The 15,063-nt window shown below is 62.5% G+C and carries 13 protein-coding genes; 3 read left to right on the top strand and 10 right to left on the bottom strand.

Translation table 11 applies throughout. The annotated features are described in order from the left end of the window. Positions 1–25: 25 nt before the first annotated feature. From IB272_RS18670 to IB272_RS18695, 6 genes are all read right to left on the bottom strand, one after another. Positions 26–1,399 carry an alpha-glucosidase/alpha-galactosidase gene (locus IB272_RS18670; RefSeq protein ID WP_060529358.1) on the bottom strand — a complete coding sequence of 458 codons (1,374 nt, stop codon included), beginning with the start codon at positions 1,397–1,399 and terminating at the stop codon, positions 26–28. A gap of 23 nt (positions 1,400–1,422) precedes the next feature. Next, the gene (locus tag IB272_RS18675; RefSeq protein WP_192444632.1) at positions 1,423–3,096 is read right to left on the bottom strand and encodes an ABC transporter ATP-binding protein; all 1,674 of its coding nucleotides are present in this window, start codon (positions 3,094–3,096) and stop codon (positions 1,423–1,425) included. A 12-nt stretch (positions 3,097–3,108) separates the two neighbouring features. After that, complete coding sequence (locus IB272_RS18680) at positions 3,109–4,236, bottom strand: ABC transporter permease (RefSeq protein ID WP_192444634.1); 1,128 nt, start codon at positions 4,234–4,236, stop codon at positions 3,109–3,111. After that, the gene (locus IB272_RS18685; RefSeq protein WP_060521888.1) at positions 4,233–5,243 is read right to left on the bottom strand and encodes an ABC transporter permease; all 1,011 of its coding nucleotides are present in this window, start codon (positions 5,241–5,243) and stop codon (positions 4,233–4,235) included. Before IB272_RS18685 ends, IB272_RS18680 begins: the two co-directional genes overlap by 4 nt. Before the next feature lie 69 nt (positions 5,244–5,312). Then, positions 5,313–7,397, bottom strand: coding sequence for an ABC transporter substrate-binding protein (locus tag IB272_RS18690; protein WP_192444636.1), 2,085 nt, complete (start codon positions 7,395–7,397; stop codon positions 5,313–5,315). Between the two features lie 110 nt (positions 7,398–7,507). Next, entirely contained in the window at positions 7,508–8,971 is a 1,464-nt protein-coding gene (locus IB272_RS18695; RefSeq protein ID WP_112985754.1) for an alpha-glucosidase/alpha-galactosidase, read from the bottom strand. A gap of 188 nt (positions 8,972–9,159) precedes the next feature. Between IB272_RS18695 and IB272_RS18700 the strand changes: the two genes are divergently transcribed. Next, on the top strand, positions 9,160–10,101 hold the full coding sequence (locus IB272_RS18700; RefSeq protein ID WP_034798432.1) for an AraC family transcriptional regulator: 942 nt from the start codon (positions 9,160–9,162) through the stop codon (positions 10,099–10,101). Between the two features lie 12 nt (positions 10,102–10,113). On the opposite strand, the gene IB272_RS18705 is transcribed toward IB272_RS18700, so the two are convergent. The 3 genes from IB272_RS18705 to IB272_RS18715 all read right to left on the bottom strand — a co-directional run bounded on the left by IB272_RS18705 (position 10,114) and on the right by IB272_RS18715 (position 11,792). Then, complete coding sequence (locus tag IB272_RS18705; RefSeq protein WP_192444638.1) at positions 10,114–10,611, bottom strand: EVE domain-containing protein; 498 nt, start codon at positions 10,609–10,611, stop codon at positions 10,114–10,116. A 126-nt stretch (positions 10,612–10,737) separates the two neighbouring features. Beyond that, positions 10,738–11,457: a GNAT family N-acetyltransferase gene (locus IB272_RS18710; protein WP_192444640.1), complete on the bottom strand. Its 720-nt coding sequence runs from the start codon at positions 11,455–11,457 to the stop codon at positions 10,738–10,740. Between the two features lie 188 nt (positions 11,458–11,645). Then, entirely contained in the window at positions 11,646–11,792 is a 147-nt protein-coding gene (locus tag IB272_RS18715) for a DUF1127 domain-containing protein (RefSeq protein WP_064817045.1), read from the bottom strand. Between the two features lie 260 nt (positions 11,793–12,052). Between IB272_RS18715 and IB272_RS18720 the strand changes: the two genes are divergently transcribed. Further along, positions 12,053–12,763 (top strand): GntR family transcriptional regulator, encoded by a 711-nt coding sequence (locus tag IB272_RS18720; RefSeq protein WP_034798498.1) that lies wholly within the window; start codon positions 12,053–12,055, stop codon positions 12,761–12,763. Positions 12,764–12,876: 113 nt separating this feature from the next. Further along, positions 12,877–13,839 (top strand): dihydrodipicolinate synthase family protein, encoded by a 963-nt coding sequence (locus IB272_RS18725; protein ID WP_034798428.1) that lies wholly within the window; start codon positions 12,877–12,879, stop codon positions 13,837–13,839. Positions 13,840–13,941: 102 nt separating this feature from the next. Here the strand turns inward: IB272_RS18725 and IB272_RS18730 are convergent, their stop codons facing one another. Then, the gene (locus tag IB272_RS18730; protein WP_034798426.1) at positions 13,942–14,979 is read right to left on the bottom strand and encodes an Ldh family oxidoreductase; all 1,038 of its coding nucleotides are present in this window, start codon (positions 14,977–14,979) and stop codon (positions 13,942–13,944) included. Between the last annotated feature and the right edge of the window lie 84 nt (positions 14,980–15,063).

Here is a 15,063-nt window from a genome sequence, read left to right on the forward strand (position 1 = left end):
GACGCGGCCTGACCGGGAGAAAAAGTCAGGCTGCCTGGACCTTTTTCGACACGCGCGCCCATTCCGGGATCCAGTCGCGATGCGCGACGAGCAGGTCGTCGACGAGCGACCAGATCTGGTCGAGATCGAGTTCGGCCGCCGTGTGCGGATCCATCATTGCGGCGTGGTAGAGATGCTCGCGGTTCTCGGTCATGAGCGCCTGAACCGTCAGCTCCTGCACGTTGATGTTGGTGCGGATCAGCGCCGTCAGCTGCGGCGGCAGATCGCCGATGAAGGTCGGCTGGATACCGGAGGCATCGACCAGGCAGGGAACTTCAGCGGCGCAATTTTCCGGCAGCGAGGTGATGCAGCCGTTGTTCCTGAGGTTGCCGTAGATGACGGAGGGTTCGCCGGTCCAGACCGAGTTCATGATCGAAGACGCGTATTCGTGGCTCTCGGCCACTTCGATCGTCTCGGCTTCCTTGAAGGCAGCCGCCTGCCCCTTCCAGCGCTCGATCTGCTCGACGCAGCGCTTCGGGTACTCGTCGAGCGGGATGCCGAACTTCTCGATCAGGTCGGGACGGCCGTCCTTGATGAAATAGGGCGTGTACTCGGCGAAATGCTCGGAGCTTTCGGTGACGAAATAGCCGAGCCGCGTCAGCATCTCGTAGCGCACCTTGTTGGGGCAGCGCGGGTTCCAGTGGCTGGGCTTGGGGAAGCGGCCTTCGCGGTAGCCGCGCACCAGATCCGGATAGAGATCGCGGAAGCTGCCGTCGGCCTGTTTGTGTTCGAACTTGAGGAAGAAGGCCATGTGGTTGATGCCGGCGGCGCGGTAGCGGATCTCCGAAACCGGGATGTCGAGATCGCGTGAAAGCTCGTAGGCCGTGCCCTGGACAGAATGGCAAAGGCCGACCTGACGGATCGTCGGATACTTCTCGGAGATCGCCCAGGTGTTGATCGCCATCGGGTTGACGTATTGCAGCAGGATCGCGTTCGGGCAGACCTGCAGCATGTCCTCGCAGATCTTCCAGAGATGCGGCACGGTGCGAAGGCCGCGCATGATGCCGCCGACGCCGAGCGTATCGGCAATGGTCTGGCGCAGGCCGTACTTCTTCGGCACCTCGAAATCCGTGACCGTGCAGGGCTCAAAGCCGCCGATCTGGAAGGCGACGACGACGAAGTCCGCACCCTCCAGCGCCTTTTTCTGGTTGGAATGGGTCTCGATATCAGCCTTGACGCCGAGCGTGCGCACCAGCTTGCCGGCGACGACCTCGCTTTCGCCGAGGCGCTCGGGGTTCACGTCCATCAGCGCGATCGTCGCGGCCGACAGCGCCGGACGCTGCAGTACGTCGCCGATGATGTTCTTCATGAAGACGGTGGAGCCGGCGCCGATGAAGGTGATCTTGGGTTGTCTGGTCATGGATTGCCTCTGCTTTCTAGCGGTCATGCTGCCACATCGAAGGCGGCTCTCACGAGCCTTTCGGTGTAGGCGGTCTTGGGATTGGACAGAATTTCGCTCACCGGCCCCTCCTCGACTATTCTGCCGTGCTGCATCACCACCACCCGATGGCAGAGCGCGCGCACGACCTTGAGGTCATGGGAGATGAAGAGGTAGCTCAGGCCCCGCTCGTCCTGCAGCTTGCGCAGCAGTTCGATGATCTGGGCCTGGACCGAGAGATCGAGCGCCGAAGTCGGCTCGTCGAGCAGGATGAATTCAGGCTCAAGCGCGATGGCCCGGGCGATCGCAATGCGCTGGCGCTGGCCGCCGGAGAACTCATGCGGAAAGCGCGACAGGATGTTGCCCGGCATGCCTGCGGCGTTAAGCGCATCCACCACCCGGTCGAGCCGGTCCTTCCGGTTCTCACCGATGCCGTTGACGACCAGCCCCTCCTCGATGATCTGGCCGATCGACATGCGCGGGTTGAGCGAGGCGAAGGGGTCCTGAAAGACGATCTGGATGCGCGAGCGCAGAGGCCGCATCTGGGTCCGGTCCTTGTCGTGGATCGGGATGCCGTCGAAGTAGATCTCGCCGCCATCGGGGTTGAGCAGGCGGATCAGCGCCTGGCCGAAGGTCGTCTTGCCCGATCCGGATTCGCCGACGAGCCCCAGCGTTTCGTGCTTGCGCAGATTAAGGCTGAGCTTGTCGACCGCGACCAACTCAGAAAACTGCGAGCGGAAAAGACCGCCCTTCTTCAGCATGAAGGAGACCTTCACGTCCCGCCCGTCGAGCATGATCGGGGCGTTGTCCGGTAGCGTTTTAGCCGCACCCGACGGCTCCGACGAGAGCAGCCGTTTGGTATAGGCATGCAACGGGTTGGCGAAGAGCCCGGCCGTGGTGTTGTGCTCCTTCACCTCGCCGTACTGCATGACGTAGACGTAGTCCGAGAACTGCCGAACCACCGTCAGGTCGTGGGTGATCAGGATCACCGCCATGCCGAGCTCGCGCTGCAGGTCTCGGATGAGGTTGAGGATCTGCGCCTGGACGGTGACGTCGAGCGCCGTCGTCGGCTCGTCGGCGATCAGCACATCCGGATCGTTGGCGAGTGCCATCGCGATCATCACCCGCTGGCGCTGGCCGCCGGAGAGCTGGTGTGGATACTGATTGATCCGAAGCTCCGGGTCCGGGATCCGCACGTGGCGCAGGAGCTCCAGCGCCCGCTCGGTCGCGGCGCGTCGGCTTATCCTGCGATGCGCCCGGATCGCCTCGATGATCTGCGTGCCGACCGTGTAGACCGGATTGAGCGAACTCATCGGCTCCTGGAAGATCATCGCAAGGCGATTGCCACGCAAACCGCGCCGCTCACGCGGCGAGAATTTCAGCACGTCCTTGCCGTCATAGTCGATGCGCGATTGGGGGGCGATCGTGGCGCGCTTGGAGAGCAGCCCCATGACGCAGCGCGCGGTAACCGACTTGCCCGAGCCGGACTCGCCGACGATGGCGATGGTCTCGCCGCGGTAGAGCTGGAAGGAAACATCCTTCACCGCCTCCACCGTGCCGTGTTCGACCTTGAATCGAACCGCGACATTGCGCGCGTCGATGACCGGCCGGCCGTCCCGGTTCGCAAGGTCCTTGCGCTCGGGCGGAGCAGCGGTGAGGACGTCGATTGTCTCTGTCATGATGCGTCCTCCTCAATAGGGATCGATGGCGTCGCGCAGACCGTCTCCAAGCGCATTGAAGGCGAAGACCGTAACAAGCACGAAGGCGACGGGCGACAGGATCCAGGGGTAGGACCCGATGACGGAATAGGTGGAGGTATCCTGCAGCATCAGCCCCCAGGAAATGAGCGGCGGCTTGACCGCAAACCCCAGGAACCCGAGGAAGGATTCGAGCAGCACCACCTGCGGGATCGACAGCGTGACGGCGACGATCACATGGCTCATCACGTTCGGCAGGATGTGCTGGAAGATGATGCGCCGGTCGCTGGCGCCGACGGCGATCGCCGCCCGCACATAGTCGATGCGGGCAAGCGCCAGCGTCTTGCCGCGCACCTCGCGCGACATCTGCGCCCAGCCGAGCGCCGACATGACGATGATGACGAAGGCGAGGAAGACATTGGTGGGTGCCGTCACCGGGATCAGCGAGGTCAGCGCCAGATAGAGCGGCAATTGCGGGAAGGCGAGCACCAGTTCGACGAAGCGCTGTGCCCAGACGTCGAAGCGCCCGCCGAAATAGCCCGACGCCATTCCGACGGTCGTGCCGACGACGGTGACGATCGAGACGACGATGAGGGCGATCATCAACGAGATGCGCGAGCCGACGAGAATGCGTGACAGCACGTCGCGGCCAAACTTGTCGGTACCGAGCAGATGCACCGGCGAGCCATCGACCGCGCCAAAGAAATGGCGCTCGGCCGGGATCAGGCCGAAGAGACTGTAGGGCGCGCCCTTGACGAAGAAGCCAAGGATCTGCGGATTGTCGTAGTCGGGGCCGATGATCGGCTGAAAGGTGATCGGGTCGAGTTCCGTACTTTCGCTGAGCGGATAGCTGCGCGGCGAGAAAACGAGGTTGCCGTCCTTGTCGGTAAAGCTGATCGCCTGCGGCGGCGCAAAGGCGACGCCCGTGGCCTTCGGATCGACCGGCGACAGGAAGTCCGCAAAAATAGCCATGAAGAGCAACAGGCCAACGAGCACGAGGCCGAGCATGCCGGTCCAGGAGCGCTTCAGCCGGCGCCAGACGAGCGCAGGATAGCTTTCGTTGTGCTGCTCGTTCTTGGGTTCGACGACGAGCGAAAGGGTTGTTTGCATCTCGACGGTCATGCCGGGGCTCCTCCGAGACGCACGCGCGGATCGAGTGCGGCCAACAGCATGTCGGCGATGATGTTGCCGAGGATAAGGGTCGCCGACAGAACCAGCATGAAGGTGGCGGTGACATAGACGTCGCCCACCCACATGGAGCCGACGATAGCCGGACCGACGGTCGGCAGCGCGAAGATGATCGCCGTCTCGATCTCGCCGGTCAGCATGTAGGGCAGCACAACGCCCTGATACATGATCAGCGGATGCAGGGCATTCGGCACCGCATGGCGCATGACCACCGCGCCTTCGCTCAGGCCCTTCGCCCGGGCGGTTTCGACATATTGCGCGTTCAGCGTGTCGAGCAGATTGCCGCGCATCACCCGCATATTGTAGGCGAGGCCGCCGAAAGTGGCGATCGCCACGACCGGCCAGACATGTTTGACGAGGTCGACGAATTTGTCCCAGGACCAGGGCGCACCGCCATAACGGGCCGAGTGGAAGCTGTTGATTTCGCTCACATTGAAATGGAAGACGAGGATGTAGACGATGATCAGCGCCATCAGGAAGCGGGGCACCGTCATGCCGAGGAAGGCCACCGTCGAAAGCAGGCTGTCGATCCAGGAATACTGCCGTGTCGCGGCGATGATACCGAAGGATATGCCGATGATGGACGCCAGGATGTGGCAGACGAGCGCCAATGCCAGCGTGCGCGGCAGGCGTTCGCCGACGACATCGGCAACAGGCTTGTTGTAATAGAGGCTGTGGCCGAAATCGCCGCGCGTCAGGATGCCGGTCATCCAGTTGACGTATTGAACCGGCAGCGGCTTATCGAGGCCATGCTCCTTGCGATAGGCCTGCGCCTGGGCTTCGGCTTCCTCATAGGATGCGCCACCCTGGTTGATCAGCTGCGAGCGGATGTAATCGCTGTAGTCTCCGGGCGGCGCCTGGATGATGGCGAAGGTCGCCACGCTCAAGACAAGCAGCACCGGAATGGCAGAGGCGATGCGGACAAGCAGAAACCTGAACATGCCGTTTCCTTCTGTCGGTTAAGATGAGGCGCCGCCCCTCCGGCTTGGGGCCGGAGGGGCGGCCTTCGATCAGTTGCTCAGGCTCTTCTCGCCGGGCTTGCCCGGGAGCTGCTCGGCGAAGAGCTCGAAGTCACCCTGCTTGTCGGCGGGGACAAAGAGACGCTCGCGCATGATCGTGTCCTCGGCCCAGTTGAACATGAAGATCGGCGCTCCTGTCGGCACGTTGGCGAAGCGCTTGTTGATGATCAACGCGCCCGGATATTCGGTAAGGCCGACTGTATCGAGGTTCGTCGTCGCGACCTTCTGGTACTGCTTCATCAAGTTCGCGCGCTCGGCATTGTCGTTGGTGGCGATGAACTTGTTGATGATGTCGACGAGTTCCTGTTCGAAGGGCATCAGGTCAAGCTGACCGCCTTCCGGTGCACGGTGGTGCCAGCTGGTGCGCGGACCGGCGGCCGCCAGCTGCGGCGTGTTCTGCACGACGGAGGCATATTCGGCGGCGTTGCGGTGAACCATCCAGTCGAACTTGCCGGCGTAATTGGTCGCGTCCCGCTGCTTGCCGTCCAGCGAGTTCAGAACCACCCGGAGGCCGAGCTTTTCCATCTGGCCGATAAGACCCTCGGCCAGGTTGCGGTCGGTCGCATAGCTGTTGTCGATCAGAAGCACGATCTCCACGTCCTTACCGCCGGCCTTGCCGTCCGCGAAGTTGACGAAGCCGTTGCCGTCGGTGTCCTTCAGCCCCGCCTTTTCGAGCAGAGCCTTGGCGCCATCGAGGTCGAAGGGATAGTAGACGGTCGATTCCCGGTCGTAGAAGCTGGTGCCGGAGGAAAGCCCGCCGGGATAGATCGCGGTGAAGGGGCCCTTTACGAGCGCCTCGCCGAGCTTCTTGCGGTCGACCGCCATGGTCACCGCCTTGCGGAAATCCTCGTTGCGGTTGAGTTCACGCACGGCCTGGGCGCGTTCGTCCGGCTCCCCCCAGCCATTGGCCGAGAAGTTCATGTGCAGATTGTAGCCGATGAGGCGCGGGCCGAAGGCAAGCCGGGCGGGGGCCGTATCCTGGGCGGCGCGCTTCAGCGACTCCACGAAGTTTTCCGGCTGCTCGAGGTTCGAGAGATCGGCGGAACCTGCAATCGCCTGTACGTCGCGGTCGGCCCAGGTCGAGAGCTTGTAGTGCAGCTCGTTGATGTAGGGCAGCTGGTTGCCGGCCTCATCGACCTTCCAATAGTACGGGTTCCGGCGCAGCACGATGATATCGTCGGGGCGATAGGCGACAGGGACCCAGGCACCCATGACCGGGATGTTCATGTACTCGGGCGGGAAGGCATTCTTGTACTGGTCGTAGGTGGTACCGGCGTATTTCGGATGCTTGGCCTTGAGAATATGCGACGGGCCGGGGCAGAAGGTGCCATAGGCCATGGCATAGAGATGCTGGCGCGGGAAGGCCTCCTTGAAGGTCCACTCGACCGTATACTGGTCGATCTTCTTCAGCGTCGTGCCGGCGCCGAAGGTCTCCGGCGTCGCGCCGTTCAGCGGCGTCACGCTCGGGTCGAGCACGTTGTCTTCCCAGTAGAACATTACGTCGTCGGCATCGAAGAGGTCGCCATCCGACCACTTGGCGCCCTCGACCAGATGCATCGTCAGCTTGTGGCCGTCAGAAGACCAGTCCCAGCTCTTGGCAAGGTTCGGCAGAGGCTCGACGTCCTTCGCTTCCACCTGGAAGAGCGGCGCCGTACGCGTCAGGCATTCGGACATGCCGATATCGATGCCCCCCCAACCCTGGCTCTGGCCGGCTGAGTAGTTCCAACCCTCGGGACGACCGCCGATGACGTGGCGTAGCGTGTCGCCGTAGACACCGACGCCATCAGGCATGTTGCCGGTCTTGAAGACCATCGGCTCCTTCGGCAGCCGTTCGGCGACCGGCGGCAGCTTGCCGGTCTTGACGTATTTCTCGGTAACCCAGGTCGGTTCCTTGTATTCCGGCAGCGCCTTGAACTCCGCGATCGAGTCGCGCGGCACATAGGTGATCTTGCCCTCGGCCGGAAAGGCCGGCTGCTGGGGCACGACGGTCGGCTCGGAAGCGGTCGCCTCCAAGGCAAAGGCCGAGATGCCGACAAGCATCAGGCTCGCCATTTTCATCAGTCTGTGGCTGGTCATTGGCTTAGATTCTCCCTCTTTGCCGCGCCGGGACGCGGCCTCCTCCTTGAAAAGTCTGCACTTCAGGCAGCGCTGCCCACGTCTCCTCACGGAAGCAGCGCTGCAATCGATCAGCCGGCGGCGCGGACCTGACGCTCGGCGCGCAACTCGTCGAGCGAACGCACTTCACGCCGCGCAGCACCCTTCCATTCGCGCGTCCTGACGGTTGCGCGGCCAAGTCGCTCCTTCGCGCCGTCGATGGCATGGGCGTATTGCGGCAGCCACTGGCTTTGAGCGACCACCATCTCGTCGACCATCTGCCAAACCTCCTCCGGTGTGCAGATGGCGCCGACCAGCGGATCATGCAGCATCGCCAGCTTTAGAAGATCGAGATCGCCGGTCACGGCCGCATGGACCGACATGCGCTGGACGTTGATCGAGGAAAGGCAGGTGGCGGCACAGGCCTCGGGAAGGGTGAGGCCCGAGACCATGTTGATGCCGAAGCGATCGACGAAGCCGGGGGATTCGATGATGGCGTCGGCAGGCAGGTTGGTGATCACGCCATCGTTCTTGACGTTGAAATGGCCGCGATAGACCCGGCCCGTTTCCAGGGCCTCGAGAATATGGCTCGCATGTTCGTTCGAGCGCTTCTGATGGTCGAGCGGCCGGCCGGCTGCTTCGAGGAACTGCGGAAACTCGGTTTCGAACCAGTTGCGCGTCTCGGTCGAATGCCTGAGATAGCCGCCGGTCTCGCCGTGGATCCAGTCGGACATATCGATCCAGCGGGTAATTTCCTCCGGGCGCTTGCGATACCAGGGAAGATATTCGGAGAGATGGCCGTTGCTCTCGGTCGAATAGACGCCGAACCGCTTCAGCACGTCGATGCGGAGCTTCTCCTGCTTGGAGAACACCGGGTGCGCCTCGAAGGCCGCAACCAACTCGTCCTTGCCGATCCTGCGGCCCTTCAGCCTCACGTCGACGAACCAGGTCTGATGGTTGATACCCGAGCAGATGTAGTCGAGTTCGCCCTCGCCGGCTCCCAAGATTTCGGCGATCTGCTCGCCGCCGTGCTGAACACCGTGGCAGAGCCCGACCGTATCGACCTTGCCGTATTCGATCGCCGCCCAGGTGTTCATCGCCATCGGGTTGGCATAGTTCAGGAACTTGGCACCCGGTTCGGCGACCGCGCGGATATCCCGGCAGAAGTCGAGGATGACGGGGATGTTGCGCTGGCCGTAGAGGATGCCACCGGCGCAGATCGTATCGCCGACGCATTGGTCGACGCCATATTTAAGGGGGATGCGGATGTCGTCGGCATAGGCTTCGAGCCCGCCGACACGGACGCAGCTGATGATGTAGCGGGCGCCTTCGAGCGCTTTCAGCCGGTCGGTGGTTGCCGTGACCTTCGTCGGCAGGCGGTTGACTTCGACAATCCGGTCGAGGATCGCCTTGATCATCTCCAGATTGCGGGCGCTGAGATCTGTCAGCGCAACCTCGATGTCGCGCAATTCCGGCACGGCGAGAATGTCGGTGAAGAGCTTCTTGGTGAAGCCTATGCTGCCGGCGCCGATGATGGCGATCTTGAATGTTGCCATGCCCTCACTCCTCATGAACTGCATGCATCTCTGACAAAGGGTAAAATCAATTCACGGTTTTCCACCGTCTCTGCGCGCAACTTCGATGCATCCCCTCATTTCTTACGGGCCAAAAGCACCGCCTGTTGCGCTGTTGGTAGTCATTATGTGTATAATCGCCGACCCCGCCAGAGCGGTATTGTGCTTTCATGGGTAATTTTATGCTGCAAGAATTGATCGACAACGGCCCGGTTATGCGCACCGTTTCGCTGCCGCGGGGACGCCAGAGCCTGCACGCGATGCCGACCAGCACCGGCTATGAAATCCGCAACAATGCGACCTATGACTGGGACGGCAGAAAGCGCGGAAACACGCCCTTTACCGTGCTCCAGCATACGATCGCGGGTGCCGGAAACCTGCGATACGAAAACCGCAGCTATCGGGTGCGCGAGGGCGAGACGCTGCTCCTGCTCGTGCCGCACAATCATCGCTACTGGCTGGAAGACGGCGGGCGCTGGGAGTTCTTCTGGATCTCGATGAACGGCGACGAGGCGCTGCGCATCCACCGCGCCCTGCTCGCTGTCACCGGTCCGGTATTGAAGCTGCAACCGGAAACGATCGAGCATCTGGCCGACTGCAGCCTGCGGCTGATCCGCGGCGGCGAGACGCCAGGCAGAGCCTCGGCGATTGCCTACGAGGCGGCGATGGCGCTCTACGACGACGTCTTCGGCTCGCACCCGGTGTTCAGCCATGAACACAGGACGATGCACCGCGTCGTCGACCACATCATGAACAACTTGCAGAACCCGCTTCCAGTGGAGGAACTGGCACGCGTGTCGGGCTTGAGCCGGGCGCATTTCTCGCGCGTCTTCGCCGCCAGCGAAGGCATGGCGCCGGCCGAATATGTGCTGCAGAAGCGCTTGCAGCGTGCGGTAAAACTGCTGACGAAAACCGCAAGCCTTCCGGTCAAGGAAGTGGCCATTCTCTCGGGCTTCGAAGACCCCAACTATTTCGCCAAGGTGTTCCGCCGCTCCTTCGGTCTGAGCCCGACGGAATTCAGAACCACCGGCATGTATGCCAGCATCGCCGCCGGCTCGGTGGAGCAAGCGGTCGACACGGCGGAGGACGCAACGGTGCTGCTGCCGGGTTGAAGACGCGAACGATCAGCCGGCGAGTTGCTGCCGAAAGGCCGGCACCCTCGGGAAAACCATGCCGAGGTCTGCATGCATGGCCCGCGCGATCACACGGAAGTCACGCTCGCTGATGGCAAGATGACCAAGACGAAGCTTCTGGTCCCAGTTACGGTTGCCTTCGGCAAATTCAAGGCTGTCGAGCCACGGCCGAACCGGCGCCTCCATGCTGTCGGCCCAGTCGATGTCGCCGCGATGCGGGGCGACACCGCCCATGGCAAAGAAGTAGGGCGGGCGCTCCTTGACGACACCGATGGCGGCAAAACATGCAAGCCCCGCCCTGCCGTTAAAGGCGGCGTTGGGCGCATAACCGATGAAGCCATCACCCGCCTTCATGCGCGTCATCGCCTGGACATTGCCGTAGCCGTAGCCAAAGCGAGAGAAGCCGTCTTCGGCGGCATGCTGCAGGTCATCGCCGGAAACAGCGCCGATCCAGAAATTGCGCTCGCCCGACCTGTTTGCTGCACTCATCTGAAACATATCCTGCGCCGACATCTGCAATCCCTCGATCTCTTATCCTGGGACCACTTTACGCGCGACCCCTGCCAGATTCTGTCAGCATCGTTTTGACGGCCCGGCATACCGTCGAGCCGCGTCTCAGCCGTCTTCGGAGGGCGCTTCCCATTGGCCGAAAAGCGTCACGCCTACGGCTCCCGCAAGCGCCACCGACGCGTGGTTGTCGAGTTGGCAGCGATATTGCGGTTGGTAGCCCTTTTCGAGGGCGGCCCTGCTGATTGCGCGCACGACCTTGCGGGCGTGGCCCTTACCCCTATCGGACACAAGCGTCAGCACACCGAGATCGGCGATCTGCCGCTCCTGCCAGGGATACATGCTCGCGGCACAGACCAGCCTGTCACCATCGAAGGCTCCGTAGACCAACCAGTGATCCAGTTCGACATAGGCTGCATCGAGATCCTCTTCCGAGGCGGAGCCCTGGAACAGGGCGAACGCGGCCGCATCCTTCGCCGTGAGCGCGCGCACATAGGCGCCTGAATTCTCCCGCAACAGCACAGCCTTATCCGCTTCGGTGAAGTAGAAGAGGTTGTCAGCACCGTTCAGGACGATGCCGGCATCGCACAGCCCTTGGCGAAGGGGCGCTTCGGTGAGCACCTGCCCCGCCGCCGACGACAGCGCGGCGCCGAGCGCCGGGGACAGGGCCACGATCACGCCGTTTTCAGCAGTGTGCAGCACCATGGCCGGGCTCTCCTCGTCGAGGTCGGGATTGACCACGACGGTAAACCGATCCGCGCTTGCGAGAACATCGCCCGCAAAGGACGCGTTCCAGAAATCGGTAATCTCAGGGGAAAACGGCGGCATGGCACTCAGTCTCTTGAACGAACACCGCGCCTGTCGGCGGCAAGCGGCGCGATTAATGGAGTAGTCGATTAATCAAATCGCAGTGCCAGCGATGTGTGGGACGACAATGGCGCAATGAAGGCGCCAAAAAGCAAAAGCGCCCGCAGGAGATGCAGGCGCTTGGCAATTCTTCAGTCTTTAAGATCGCCTTAGCGGGCGAAGGCCGTACGTGCGACGCGGTCGATGTCGGCGCGTTCGATGCCGAGGTCGCGAAGTTCGCGGTTCGACATGCGGCCCAGTTCGGTGACCGTCTGACGGTACTTGCGCCAGTTGTTGATGGAGCGTGCGATGTTCATTTGATCCCCCTTTCAATGGGCTTTCGAAGCCTGTCTGCCAGTCCGTGGCGCCTCGTTTCGCTTCGATGAACACCTTATATCTCAGGCTTTCCGTAAGTTGCAGCGCTCAAAACTCAGCGCTCCCATGTGGGAAACGCATGGGTCGCCACAACAACCTGTGCACGCAGATGCGGATAACAGCTTCGCGCAATGACGGCAGCAGAAACTGTTGATCCCGGCGACAGAGACAAGTATTTCTTTTGTCGACAAAGGAATCTGACATGACCGATATCGACACCGACAACAGCCCCATCCCGGAGCGTAAGCGCGGCTCCGGCGTAAAGATGGTCTATGACCTCTTGCGCGACGAGATCCTCGACCTGGTGCTGCCGCCGGGCAGCCCGATCGACGAAGTGCAGCTTGCCGAGCGGCTGAAGATGTCGCGCACGCCGATCCGCGAGGCGCTGGTGCGTCTTGCCGGCGAAGGGCTGATCGACACGCTGCCGAACCGCTCGACGATGGTGGCGAACATCGACTTCCTCAATCTCAATCCGTTCTTCGACGCGCTGGTGCTGATGTACCGCGTCACCACGCGGCTTGCGGCGCAGAACCACCGCCCGGAAGACCTGGCGATCATTCGCGGCTTCCACGAAGACTATGCGGCAGCCGTGCAGACGCGCGACCCGCTCACGATGATCGCCACCAACGCCGCCTTCCATGCGGCAATCGCGGAAAGCGGACGCAACCCCTATTTCACCAGCCTGTTCCGCCGGCTGCTGGACGAAGGGCGGCGCATTCTCCGTCTCTATTATCAGTCCTATGACGAGCAGTTCCCCCAGCGCTTCGTCGACGAGCATGCGGCCATGATCGCCGCGATCGCCGCGCGCGACGTCGAGGCTGCGGATCGGCTGGGCAAGGCGCATGCTGAGCAGATCGTCGAGCAGGTGCAGAAGCTTTTTGCCCGCAACAACAAGCTCGATATCGCTTTGTAGCGACCTTTGTATTTTTCTTGTCGACAAATAAAATACAAACGGCTATTGTCTGGATCAAAGGCAAGGGCGCAGGTGCGCCGCTGCCCTGAAGACAAAGCCGAGAGGAGTTTCAGATGAAGGCTCAGATTTTCACCGGCGTCATCCCGGCGCTGATGACCCCCTGCAAGGAAGACCGCACCCCCGATTTCGACGCGCTGGTGCGCAAGGGCAAGGAGCTGATCGCTCAAGGCATGTCCGCCGTCGTCTACTGCGGCTCGATGGGTGACTGGCCGCTCCTGACCGACGAACAGCGCATGGAAGGCGTCGAGCGCCTCGTCAAGGCCGGCATTCCGGTTATCGTCGGCACCGGCGCCGTCAACACCGCTTCGGCCGTCGCTCACGCGGCACATGCCGAGAAGGTCGGCGCCCAGGGCCTGATGGTCATCCCGCGCGTGCTTTCGCGCGGCTCGGTCGTCGCTGCCCAGAAGAACCACTTCAAGGCCATTCTCTCGGCCGCCCCGAGCCTGCCGGCTGTCATCTACAACAGCCCGTACTACGGCTTCGCCACCCGCGCCGACCTGTTCTTCGCGCTGCGCGCCGAACATCCGAACCTCGTCGGCTTCAAGGAATTCGGCGGCGCTGCCGACATGCGCTATGCGGCCGAGAACATCACCAGCCGTGACGATGGCGTCTCGCTGATGATCGGTGTCGACACGGCCGTTTTCCACGGCTTCGTCAACTGCGGCGCAACCGGCGCGATCACCGGCATCGGCTGCGTTCTGCCGAAGGAAGTCATCCACATGTGCAACCTGTCGCGTGCCGCCGCCGAAGGCGACGTCGACGCACGTCTGCGCGCACTGGAACTGGAACAGGCGCTCGCCGTTCTCTCGTCCTTCGACGAAGGTCCGGACCTCGTTCTCTACTTCAAGCATATGATGGTGCTGAAGGGCGACAAGGAATACACGCTGCACTTCAACGAGAGCGACGTTCTCTCCGACAGCCAGCGCGGCTACGTCGAAGCCCAGTTCAAGCTGTTCAACAGCTGGTACGCCGAGTGGAGCAAGCTCCCGGGCGCGGTGCAGAAGTACAAGGCCTGATCGCTCGATCGGCACTCAAATAGAAAAGGCCCTCCGGTTGGAGGGCCTTTTTCGTTTGGCAGTCTCGACGGGTCGATGACCGACGAAAAGGTTAGCCGTCGCTTACGCGACGGCGTCCAGTCCAAGAGCAAGCAGCCGCTCGAGCTGCTCGATTTCAGCCGTGTTGAGAACGACACCTTCGACTTCCGACTTGGCGCGCGCCACGAAGCGACGCTGCGACGGCAGGCGGGCGCCCTGGCCGACGATCGCCTCAAACAGCACTTCCGCACGGGCGAAGGGATTGCCCGGGCGTCCGGCTGCAAATTTCTCCGGCGAGAAGGCGACGATCAGTTCGCCGTGGAACGGTGCAAGCGTCGTGGTGCCGAGATAGTCGAGCACTTCCGGGCTCGTCAGGTCGCCGATCATGATGCCGGCAAGAAGCTCGACCATGGTGCCGATCGCCGAACCCTTGTGGCCGCCGAAGGGCAGCATGGCGCCGGCAAGCGCTGCTTCCGGATCGGTCGTCGGATTGCCTTCGGCATCGATCGCCCAGCCCTCCGGCAAGGGCTTGCCGGCACGGCGGTGCAGTTCGATCTCACCGCGGGCGGCAACCGAGGTGGCGAAGTCGAAGACGTAAGGCGGCTTGTTTTCGCGCGGCCAGCCGAAGGCGAAGGGGTTGGTGCCGAGCAGCGGCTTGTTGCCGCCGGTCGGCGCAACGGTCGCATAGCTCGGGCACATCACGAGGCCGGCAAGTCCCTCGCCGGTCAGGCCTTCGACCTCAGGCCAGAGCGCCGAAAAATGGGTGCAATCATTGATGACGAGCGCGGCGATGCCCAGCGAGCGAGCGCGTTCGGCGAGAACCGGCAGGCCGAGCTCGAAGGCGGGATTGGCAAAACCGCCCTTGGCGTTGACCTTGACGATAGCGGAACCTTCGCCCGCTTCGAGCTCCGGTGTTGCATCCGGCTTCACCTTGCCCGCCTTGACGGTGCGAAGCGCTCCTTCGATGCGGTAGATGCCATGCGACTTGCAGGCATCCCGCTCGCCGGCGACGATCACGCGGGCCAGTGCACCGGCCTGAATGGCGTTGAGCCCCGCCTTCAGGAAGATCGCCTCAACGCGCTCGAAAAGTGCTGCGATCGTCAGGGTGTTGGTTTCGCTCATCTCTCTCCCTCTCAAATGCTGCGCCTGATCCGGAAGGGCCAGTCAGGCGATTGATGTTCTGCATACATATAGTATACAAAGATC

Origin of the sequence: Ensifer sp. ENS08, assembly GCF_014852195.1 — a bacterium.
Lineage (GTDB): Bacteria > Pseudomonadota > Alphaproteobacteria > Rhizobiales > Rhizobiaceae > Ensifer > Ensifer adhaerens.